The sequence below is a fragment of the Acidovorax sp. KNOB132 genome (assembly GCF_057541515.1).
Genome location: NZ_BAAJYT010000136.1, coordinates 1 through 9,918 on the forward strand (window position 1 = coordinate 1; position 9,918 = coordinate 9,918).

The 9,918-nt window shown below is 68.9% G+C and carries 8 protein-coding genes and 1 pseudogene; 4 read left to right on the forward strand and 5 right to left on the reverse strand.

Annotated elements, in window-relative coordinates; all coding sequences use genetic code 11:
* The 3 genes and pseudogenes from AC27IO_RS15980 to AC27IO_RS15990 form a co-directional block, all read right to left on the reverse strand.
* Positions 1–362 (reverse strand): annotated as a pseudogene (locus AC27IO_RS15980) (sensor domain-containing diguanylate cyclase); the annotation flags it as partial.
* Positions 359–1,081 (reverse strand): cache domain-containing protein, encoded by a 723-nt coding sequence (locus AC27IO_RS15985; RefSeq protein ID WP_498739633.1) that lies wholly within the window; start codon positions 1,079–1,081, stop codon positions 359–361. The pseudogene AC27IO_RS15980 and the gene AC27IO_RS15985, both read right to left, overlap by 4 nt.
* A 252-nt stretch (positions 1,082–1,333) precedes the next feature.
* A complete protein-coding gene (locus tag AC27IO_RS15990; RefSeq protein WP_284430015.1) occupies positions 1,334–1,957 on the reverse strand; it encodes a Crp/Fnr family transcriptional regulator in 624 nt (207 codons plus the stop codon).
* 249 nt (positions 1,958–2,206) lie between these two features.
* On the opposite strand from AC27IO_RS15990, the gene AC27IO_RS15995 reads away from it, so the two are divergent.
* Positions 2,207–3,235 carry a porin gene (locus tag AC27IO_RS15995; RefSeq protein ID WP_272567786.1) on the forward strand — a complete coding sequence of 343 codons (1,029 nt, stop codon included), beginning with the start codon at positions 2,207–2,209 and terminating at the stop codon, positions 3,233–3,235.
* A gap of 91 nt (positions 3,236–3,326) precedes the next feature.
* Here AC27IO_RS15995 and AC27IO_RS16000 read toward each other — a convergent pair whose 3' ends face one another.
* Together AC27IO_RS16000 and AC27IO_RS16005 are read right to left on the reverse strand one after the other, a co-directional pair.
* Entirely contained in the window at positions 3,327–4,793 is a 1,467-nt protein-coding gene (locus AC27IO_RS16000; protein WP_498739635.1) for an aminotransferase class V-fold PLP-dependent enzyme, read from the reverse strand.
* A gap of 40 nt (positions 4,794–4,833) precedes the next feature.
* Positions 4,834–5,304, reverse strand: a complete 471-nt coding sequence (locus AC27IO_RS16005) for a Rid family detoxifying hydrolase (RefSeq protein WP_284411172.1) — start codon at positions 5,302–5,304, stop codon at positions 4,834–4,836.
* 591 nt (positions 5,305–5,895) lie between these two features.
* On the opposite strand from AC27IO_RS16005, the gene AC27IO_RS16010 reads away from it, so the two are divergent.
* The 3 genes from AC27IO_RS16010 to AC27IO_RS16020 form a co-directional block, all read left to right on the forward strand.
* Positions 5,896–7,296 (forward strand): cache domain-containing protein, encoded by a 1,401-nt coding sequence (locus AC27IO_RS16010; protein WP_498739637.1) that lies wholly within the window; start codon positions 5,896–5,898, stop codon positions 7,294–7,296.
* A complete protein-coding gene (locus AC27IO_RS16015) occupies positions 7,293–7,943 on the forward strand; it encodes a response regulator (RefSeq protein ID WP_317359093.1) in 651 nt (216 codons plus the stop codon). Before AC27IO_RS16010 ends, AC27IO_RS16015 begins: the two co-directional genes overlap by 4 nt.
* Positions 7,944–8,037: 94 nt before the next feature.
* A partial coding sequence (locus tag AC27IO_RS16020; RefSeq protein ID WP_498739640.1) for an EAL domain-containing protein occupies positions 8,038–9,918 on the forward strand: 1,881 nt, incomplete at its 3' end.

The following is a 9,918-nucleotide window of genomic DNA, read 5'->3' on the forward strand; positions in this document are numbered from 1 at the left end:
GGCCAGGGCATGTCTTCATGGGCACCAGGCGCGCGGGCGCCCAGGTGGGTGGCGCGGCGGCACAGCCGGGCCAGGGGCTGCGCCAGCCAGGCCATGCAGGCCACAGCCAGCAATGCGGCCGCACCGATCAGGGCGGCCGCCAGCCAGGCGGCCCGACGCTGCGCGCCCTCCAGCGGCGCGAGCAAAGCCTGCGCATCGTTCACGCGCGCCACGGTCCACTGCGTCATGGGCATGCCGGCCAGGCTGACCACATGGCCCGGCAGCCGCTCGGTGAAGCCGCGCCCCATGACCGGCTGATCCTTGTCGCCCGACCGCGCGAACACCTGCGACAGGCCGGCCTCGTCGCGCACGCTGCCCATCACCGCGCGGGGTCCGGGTGCGACAGGATGGTGCCGTCGCGCGTGAAGACGATGAGCCGGGAATCCTTGCGCGCCGGCAGCGACATCGAGGGCGGCAGCAGCCCCTGCGACTGCAGGCGCAGCACGCCGGAGACGGCGCCCACCACCGTGCCCTCGTCCCGGTGCAGCGGGATCGTGAACATCACGCGCGCCTCGCTCGGCCGCCCGCCAATCAGGCCCGACACCAGCGGCTTGCCCTCCAGCATGGTGCGGCGCAGGCTGTCGCGTTCGGCCGGATCGAGGCTGGAGCCGCTGTCCAGGCGGCCGTATTGCAGGTTGATGGCCACGGTGCCGTCCTGCCGCACCACCTGCATGGCATCGAAGAAGCGCACCGCCGGCAGGCCCTGCTGCAGCAGCCAACCGAGGGACGACGGCGAGTCGAGCATGACCGGCTGAATGCCCTCTGCCACGGTGCTGAGCACCTTCTGGCTCTGCTCGATCTTGCTGGCCAGCAGCCGCGCGACCACTTCGACCTCGTCGGTCTGCTGGCTCACGAGGCGGCGCATGGCCTCCTCGCCGGCCGCGCGCGATACGGTCCAGGCGGCCATCGCCCCGGCGAACACCACCGCCAGCACGGCCACCAGCATCAGGCGCTGCACCAGGCGGCCGGGCAGCAGCCAGCCGGGCGTGTCGCCCGCCGCGTCCTGCTCCGCCTCGAGTGCCTCGTGCGATGGCGGGGTCATCGGTGCTCCGTGGACGAAGCACCTCTGGCAAAGGAGCGGCGAAGGGCGCAGGGCATGCTGTCAGGCGGAATGTGCAATGGGGTGCGAACGAATATACGCAGCCCCCCGAACGCGCGGGTTGGGTGGAACCCTCGGTCGGTCCGGGGGAAACCCTGAGCCCCTTCGCACCGCCGCGCCATGGCCGCGCCGCCCCGATCACCCGCGTGTTGCAGACACCCCACCCACGCCCTTGCGCGGGACGGCAGCCCCCCTTCAGCCGGCCCCGGCCACCACCTGCAGCGCGCCGGGCCGCGGCAGATTGAGCACATTGCCCGTGCCCGAAATGAGCCCGTGGTCGCGCAGGTGGCGCAGCACGCGCGACAGGGTTTCCGGCGCGATGCCCAGCTGCGCGGCGATGAGCCGCTTGCGCTGGTGCAGCGTCACGCGCAGCGTGCCCGCATCGTCGTGCTGGGCGTGCCGCAGCAGCCACTGGGCGCAACGCGCCTCGGCGTCCTGCGCGAGCCGGCTCACGGCCAGTTCGGTCTGCTGGCAGTAGCCCCGCGCCATGTCGTACACCAGCGCGCGGGCGGGCGACGGCAGCGATTCGAAGCCGGACCGGAAGGCCTCCAGCGGCATGCGGCGCAGCAGCACACGCGTGTCCGCCACCATGTCCACCATGCACGCCTGGCCGAGCAGCGCGGGGGCGGCATCGAGCCAGCACGGACCCTCCACCGCACCCAACTGGTGCCGAAGCTGCCCATCCTCGCGCACCCCGAGCAGCACGCGGCCGCTGTCCAGGTACAGCACGCTGGCCGGACGCTGGTGGCGCTCGCGCAGCACCTCGCCAGCAGGGGCCTCGGTCTTGGTCGGCGCAGGGGAGGAAGGAGAGGGAAACATAGAGCCGCCACTGTGACCGCAGCACCGCCGTGCGGTGTTGAGCAAAGTCAAATGCGGTGCGCTCTGGCCGCAGCCACCGCGCCCGGGTGCCACGGGCGCCGCATGCCCCCACAGGCCGAATGGTGAAGGCACGGTCCTTGCTTGGAGCCCTTTGCAAATCGACACGTTTTTCCTGGCCCGTTGAAGGCCCGTGTGCCCCGCCGAGCCATCGGCACCTTCCCTTCCCCTTTTCCCTTTCGCAGGAGTCGTATGAAAAAGAATTGGATCGCGCTGGGTGCAGCGCTGCTTTGTTCCGCCGGGGCGCAGGCCCAAAGCTCCGTGCAGCTCACCGGCCTGGCCGACGTGTTCGCCGGGTCCATCAAGATGGCCGGCGATGCGGGCCGCAAGTCGGTCGTGGACAGTGGCGGCCTCACGACCTCGTGGTTCGGCTTCAAGGGCACGGAAGACCTCGGCGGCGGACTGAAGGCCAACTTCCAGCTGACCTCGTTCATCAAGGTGGACAACGGCTCGCAGGGGCGCTTCGCCAACGACACGTTCTTCTCGCGCGACGCCAACGTCAGCCTGTCGGGCGACTTCGGCTCGGTGATGCTGGGCCGCTGGATGGCGCCCAACTTCCTGCCCTCGGTGGTGGGCAATCCGTTCGGCGATTCGTTCACCTTCTCGCCGCTGATCCTGCACATGAACGTGCCGCTGTTCAACGGCACCGGCTGGGGTGCGACCACGCCGTCCGACACGGGCTGGAGCAACCAGATCGTCTACAGCACGCCGAAATTCGGCGGTTTCTCGGCCAACATCCAGTACCAGTTCGGCGAGCAGCCGGGCGACAACGGCAAGAAGAACTTCGGCGCGAACTTCTTCTACTTCGGCGGCCCCGTGACGCTGACGGGCTTCTACGAGCGCGACCAGATCAGCAACCCCGCCGTTCCCAATGCCTACCTGGGCACGAAGAAGACCGACTGGATGCTGCTGGGCGCCTACGACTTCGGCCTGGTCAAGCCCTTCGTGAGCTACGGCGAGGCCAAGGCCGACAACACCACCAACAAGGCCAAGACGGTGCAGCTGGGCGCCTCGGTGCCGGTCGGCCCGGCCGGCAAGGTGCTGGTGGAGTGGGTCAAGACCGAGATGACGCAGACCGACATCGACCGCAAGACCTTCACGCTGGGCTACGACCACTTCCTGTCCAAGCGCACCGACGTGTACGCCATGCTCATGAACGACCGCATCACGGCGCAGACCAAGGGCAACAGCTTCGGCGTGGGCATCCGCCACCGCTTCTGATCGCCGCACGGCGCGCAGGGCGCCCCAAAAACAAAAAAGCGCGGGAGTCGCCTCCCGCGCTTTTTTTTATGGATGCGGCAGCGCTGCCGGATCAGACCTTGCGCGACAGGTCCCACATGGCATCGACCAGCAGGTCGATGTCGCGCGCGTCGTGCCACAGGTGGGTGGAGATGCGCACGCCGTAGTGGTTGGCCGGCGCGCCGATGACGGGGAAATCGGCGTTGCGGATCACGAAGCCCTGCGGGTATTCGCTCAGCATGCGCGCCACGAAGGCCGTGGATTTCTGCGCGTTCATCACGTCGTCCTTGTTCGGGAACGGATTGAACGAGGTGAGCGCGGAGAGCAGCTTGGGATCGTCCTTGGGCGAGTACAGCGCATCCACGCCCCAGCGCTCGGCGATCTTTTCCTTGAGGTAGGACGACAGCGTGAGGTCGTAGGTCTCGATCTTCTTGCGCCCGATGCCGTCCCACTGCGCGCAGGCCTGGGCCAGCGCCATGAACATGGGCGTGTGCAGGCTGCCGCAGCTGGTGATCGTCGCGGCGATGTCGTAGGTCTCAGTGCCGTTGGTGGTGCGGTCCTTGGCGGCGTAGGAGCTGGTGTGCACCGGGAACCACCTGGGCAGCGGCAGCGGGTTGGAGGCGCGCATCTTGTTGCGCACCACCAGGATGCCGGTCGAGCCCGGGCCACACTGCCACTTGTGCCCCGCGCCGGACATGAAGTCCATGCCCAGTTCCGCGTAGTTGTAGGCCATCATGCCCGGCAGGTGGGCGCCGTCCACGATGCTGATGAGCTCGTGCGCCTTCACCACCGCCATCAGCTCGGCGATCGGCAGCATGGTGCCGGTCTTGTACGTGGGCGAGGACCACATCATGGCGCGCACGCGCTTGCCCTGGGCCTTGAGCGCCCGGATGCGCTCGTCGAACAGGTTCACGTAGGTGGCGGCCGTCTGGTTGTTGCCCACCGGCAGCGCGATGCGCGAGACCTCTATGCCGTAGCGGTCGGTGGCGATCTTGAGCGGCGTGTCGCCGCCGCCGTGCTCGTGGTTGGTGGTGACCACCACATCGCCGCGCTGCCAGTCCAGTCCCAGGATGGCGTGGCACATGCCCGAGGATGTGTTGGCCGAGAACGCGAGCTCGTCCGCATCCACGCCGAAGCCCGGGGCCACCTGCTTGCGCAGGTCCAGCAGGTTGCCGTAGCCGCTGCCGGAATCGGCCGCCTTCTTGCGGTTTTCGGCATCGAACGTTTCCAGCACCAGCTTGGGCATGGAGCCGCCGGTGCCTATGTTCATGTAGGTCTTCTCGGGCTTGAGCACGAACATGCCCTGCACGCCCGTCCAGAACGCCTCGTCGCGCATGAGCTGCTCGCGCAGGGCTTCGGCCTGGGTCTGCGCGCCGCTGCTGCCGCAGGCGGCCACCAGGGGCCCGAGCGTCGCGGCGCCGGCGCCATAGCCGAGCACGCGCAGAAAGTCGCGGCGCTTGGCGCTCCAGCGCGACACCGCGGACAGGTCCAGGGGAGCGGCAGCGCCGGGCGCGGCCATCAGGGGGGTGGCTTCATTCATGGGAAAACTCCTTGGGGCGTGGAGGCAGGACCACAGCGCTTCAGCGGCGGCCGACGATGGCCGAGATTTCGATCTTCACGTCGCGCGGCAGCCGCGCCACCTCCACCGTGGCGCGGGCCGGCGCAGCGGTGCGGAAGTACTCGCCGTACACCTTGTTCATGGCGGCGAACTCGTTCAGGTCCTTCATGTAGACCGTGGTGGAGAGCACGTCCTCGTACGACAGGCCCTGCGAACGCAGCTTGGCGCCCATGAAATCGAGCACGGCGCGGGTCTGCTCCTCGATGGTGGTGCCGTTGACCGCATTGCCCGCCGCATTGAGGGGCAGGACGCCCGAGAAATACAGCGTGTTTCCGTGGGCCACCATTTGCGAATACGGCCCGATGGCCGGATAGATCTGCGTGGTGGACAGCACCTCGCGCTTGGACGGCGCGGCGCAGCCCGTCATCAGCACGCAGGCCGCCAGGGCAGCGCCCGCCCAGGCCACGCGGTGGCGGTGGATCCGATTACTCATGGAATGTCCTTTGCAACGACTTTGAATATGACGATGAAAATGATTCGGCCCATGCACGGATAAACCGGCAGGCCCCATCCATTTCCATGCGACCGCATTTCCCATAATCTTCCGGCGCGCCTTCTTCTGTCCTGGAAATCCCGATTCGCGAAAGAATTTTAGGCAGCACAACCCGCTAAAACGAAGCACCTTTTTCCCTTACGCAGTAGTACGCAGACCGGCCTACGCAGGAGTACGCAAACCACCGCCTCGCCCGTGGCTGGCATGGCTTCTGCTGCAAAGGCCTTGCTGTGGTGCGGATACTGCGGTAGCAAGCACTCACAAGGTGCGCACCAAGCCGGTGCCGACACCCCATCCGCGGCGGCCCCAGGCACCACGGGGGTGATTATGGAAGCCGCCTTTCCATAATCACTCCCCGGGCCGCCCCGAAGCATTTTGAGTTTTGGTGATTCTCCGCCCCATTCGACCGCACCGACCGTCTTTACATATGTTCACGGATTCCCGGAATATCCCATGATCCCTCGAAACAACCCGCTTGACATTGGCGTGCGGCGGCAGATAGTCATCGCTTTCCTATCCAAGAAACCCTTCATGCAATTGCGGCTCAAGCTTTTGCTGCTGTCGACCATTCCCATCCTGGTGGCGCTGGGTTCCGTGGCCGTCACCGTGCGCCACCAGACCCTGAAGCTGGCGCACCAGGAGCGGGAACTGGTCGAATCCGCCTACCTGCACAGCAAGGAGACCGAGCTGCACCATTACGTGCAGCTGGCCCAGAGCGCGATGGCGCGCATCGCGGCCGATGTGGTGGACCCGGCGGCGCGCCACCAGCAGGCGCTGGCCCTGCTCTCGCGTATGCAGTTCGGCAAGGACGGGTACTTCTTCGTCTACGACCGCCAGGGCAACGTGCTGCTGGACGCGCAGCAGATGGGACTGGCCGGCGTGGACCTGTGCGACCCGTCCAACCCGCAGAGCGAGGCGCCGGCCAACCTCATCCTCGCCAAGGCGCGCGAGGGCGGCGGGCTGGTGCGCTACCTGTGGCAAAAGCCCTCATCGCAGCAGACGGTGCCCAAGCTCGCCTACGTGATGACGCTGCCCGGCTGGGAATGGGTGATCGGCACCGGCCTGTACCTGGACGACGTGCACGACACGCTGCGCCGCATCGACCTGCGCGCCCAGGAGAACATCGACGGCACGCGCCGGCGCATCTACGGCATCGCCGCGCTGTGCATCGTGCTGATCGGGCTGGCCGGGCTGGCGCTGAACCTCAGCGACCACCGCGTGGCCAGCGCCAAGCTGCGCCGGCTCGCGCAGCGGGTGGTGCGCTCACAAGAGGAAGAGCGCGTGCGCGTGGCGCGCGAGCTGCACGACGGCGTGGTGCAGGTGCTGGTGTCCTCCAAATTCCTGCTGGAAACCGCCCAGGTGCAGTGGGCCGAGCGCGCGGCGCACGGCCCGCACCACGTGCTGGACCAGGGCCTGGACCGGCTCAACCATGCGCTGCTGGAGATCCGCCGCGTCTCGCACGGCCTGCGGCCCGCGTTGCTGGACGACCTGGGCCTGGCGCCGGCCCTGGCCCTCATGGCGCAGCAGGTGCAGGAGCACACCGCGCTCGGCGTGCGGTTCGTGCTGCGCGGCACGGCGCACCCGCTGCCCACCAGCCACGGCACCGCGCTGTTCCGCGTGGCGCAGGAGGCGCTGACCAACGCCCAGATGCACGCCCACGCGACGCAGGTGGAACTGCTGCTGCGCTTCGGCCGCCGGCGCGTGAGCCTGTCGGTGATCGACGATGGCCGCGGCTTCGACGTGCAGCGCGTGCAGGCCGACGGACAGGGCGGCATCGGCCTGCGCAACATGCGCGAGCGCATCGAGGGCCTGGGCGGCACGTTCGGCGTGGCCTCCGGCCGCCGCGGCACGCGCGTGCTGGCCGTGCTGCCGCTGCAGGGCGACAACGACTCGCCCTACCCCGGGTTTGAACCGTCGCAGGTGCCCGCATGAGCGGCGGCGCCCCCATCCGCGTGCTGCTGGTGGACGACCACCCGCTGGTGCGCGACGGCGTGCGCATGCGGCTGGAGGCCACGGGCCACATCCGCGTCGCGGGCGAGGCGGGCGGCGTGCAGGAGGCGGTGGACCTGGCCGCCGCCCTGCTGCCCGACATCGTGGTCACCGACATCCGCATGCCGGATGCGAGCGGCATCCACCTGGCCACGGTGTTCCGCGACCGCTTTCCGCAGGTGCGCGTGCTGGTGCTGTCCATGCACCACGATGGCGAGTACGTGCGCCGTGCGGCCGCGCTGGGTGTGCGGGGCTACGTGCTCAAGGACGCGCCGGCGCGCCAGCTGGTGGAGGCGATCGAGGCGGTGCATGCCGGCGGGCGCTACTTCAGCGAAGGCGTGCAGGCCCTGCTGTACGAGCCGCCTCCCGTGCCAGCGCCGTCGGGCCGCGCACTCACCCCGCGCGAGGCCGCGGTGCTGGAGCTGCTGGCCGAGGGCCGATCCAACAAGGACATCGCGCAGCGCATGGGCACCTCGGTGCGCACGGTCGAGACCCACCGCCTGCACCTGCGCCGCAAGCTGCGCATCGAGGGCCAGGCGGCGCTCGTCAAATACGCGGTGGACTACGCCGACCTGCGCAGCGACCCGTGAGCGGCGTGGGCGATCCCTGGCGGCATGGCACCTGTCATTTCGCTGTCATGGCAAACGGCTATGGTCCGCGGTGAAATTGTGTAAGGTTGTAACCATGATCGATGCATCTCCCCGGGGCCGGCGCGATGCCTTGCTGGCGGCGTTGTCGCCCGGGGTGCGAAACGGCCATGGGCCGCTGGCGCAGCTCATGCGCGGCGACGGCCTGCACTGTGTCTTCCAGCCCCTGGCCGATCTGCGCGAGGGCGGCATCTACGCGCACGAGGCGCTGATCCGCGGCCCGGAGGGCACGCCCCTGCACACGCCCGATGCGCTGCTGCGCTGCGCGGGCGAAGAAGGCCTGCTGCAGGACTTCGAGCTGCTGTGCGTGTTCATCGCGCTGCAGCAGTGGGGCGTGCTGGGCGCGGCCGGCCGCCTGTTCGTGAACATCAGCGCCGATGCGCTGGTGCGCGGCGTGGCGCTGTGCGGTGGCGCCTCGCTGGCCGAGGCCGCGCAGGCGATGGGCGTATCGGCCCGCATGGTGGTGCTGGAGATCACCGAGCACGAGCGCGTGACGGACATGGAGCCGCTGCGCCACGCGCTGAAGGAAGTGCACGCCAGCGGCGCCCGGCTGGCACTGGACGACTTCGGCGATGGCCGCTCCAGCCTGCGGCTGTGGTCCGAGGCCAAGCCCGACTTCGTCAAGATCGACAAATACTTCGTGCGCGACCTGGGCGCGCACCCCGAGAACCTGCAGATGCTGCAGGCCATCAAGGGCATCGCCGACGTGTTCGGCACCACGCTCATCGCCGAGGGCATCGAGACGCAGGAAGACCTGCGCGCCCTGCGCGACCTCGACATTCCCTACGGCCAGGGCTACCTGCTGGGCCGCCCGGCCCCGCTGCCGCGCGACACCATCCTGCTGCCCGCGCTCGATGCGCTGCGCGACCGCCGCGTGGCCGTGCTGCCGCACCTGGGCCAGAACGTGCGGCCGGGCATCCTGCGCAACCTGCTCGTGGTGCAGGCGCCCACGGCCACGCCGGAGACCCGCAACGACACGGTGGCCGGGCTGTTCAAGGCCCATGCCGACCTGCACGCCATGGCGGTGGTGGACGGCACGCGGCCCGTGGCGCTCATCAACCGCCAGCAGTTCATGAACCACTACGCCACGCTGTACTTCCGCGAGGTGCACGGGCGCAAGCCCTGCATGGCGTTCGCCAACCACGCACCGCGCGTGGTGGAGCTCGACTGCGACGTGGACCAGCTCGTGGGCATCCTCACCTCGCAGGACCAGCGCTACCTGAACGACGGCTTCATCGTCACCGACAACGGCCGCTACGTGGGGCTGGGCACGGGTGACCAGCTGGTGCGCAGCGTGACCGAGGCGCGCATCGAGGCGGCGCGCCACGCCAACCCGCTCACCTTCCTGCCGGGCAACATCCCCATCAGCCTGCACATGCAGCGGCTGCTGGACAGCGGCACCGAGTTCGTCGCCTGCTATGCCGACCTGAACCACTTCAAGCCGTTCAACGACTACTACGGCTACTGGCGCGGCGACCAGATGATCCGCCTCGTGGCGCGCCTGGCCGTGGCCCACTGCGATGCGCAGCGCGACTTCGTGGGGCATGTGGGCGGCGACGACTTCATGCTGCTGTTCCAGAGCACGGACTGGCTGCACCGCTGCCAGCGGATCGTGGACGAGTTCGCGCAGGAGGCCCTGGCCCTGTTCGACGATGCCTCGCGCAAGGCCGGCGGCATCTGGGCCGAGGACCGGCACGGCGTGAAGCGCTTTTTCACCTGCACCACGCTGTCGATCGGCGCGGTGCGCATCACACCCGGCACCATCGCGCATGCGGAAGAAGTGGCCAACCTTGCGGCCCTGGCCAAGCACGATGCCAAGCTGGCCGCGAGCGGTCTGGCCTGGCGCGACGCGGCGGACGACCCGGAGGCGGACGGCCACGATCGCGGCCCCGCCCGCATCGGCGGGATGGGCGCGGAC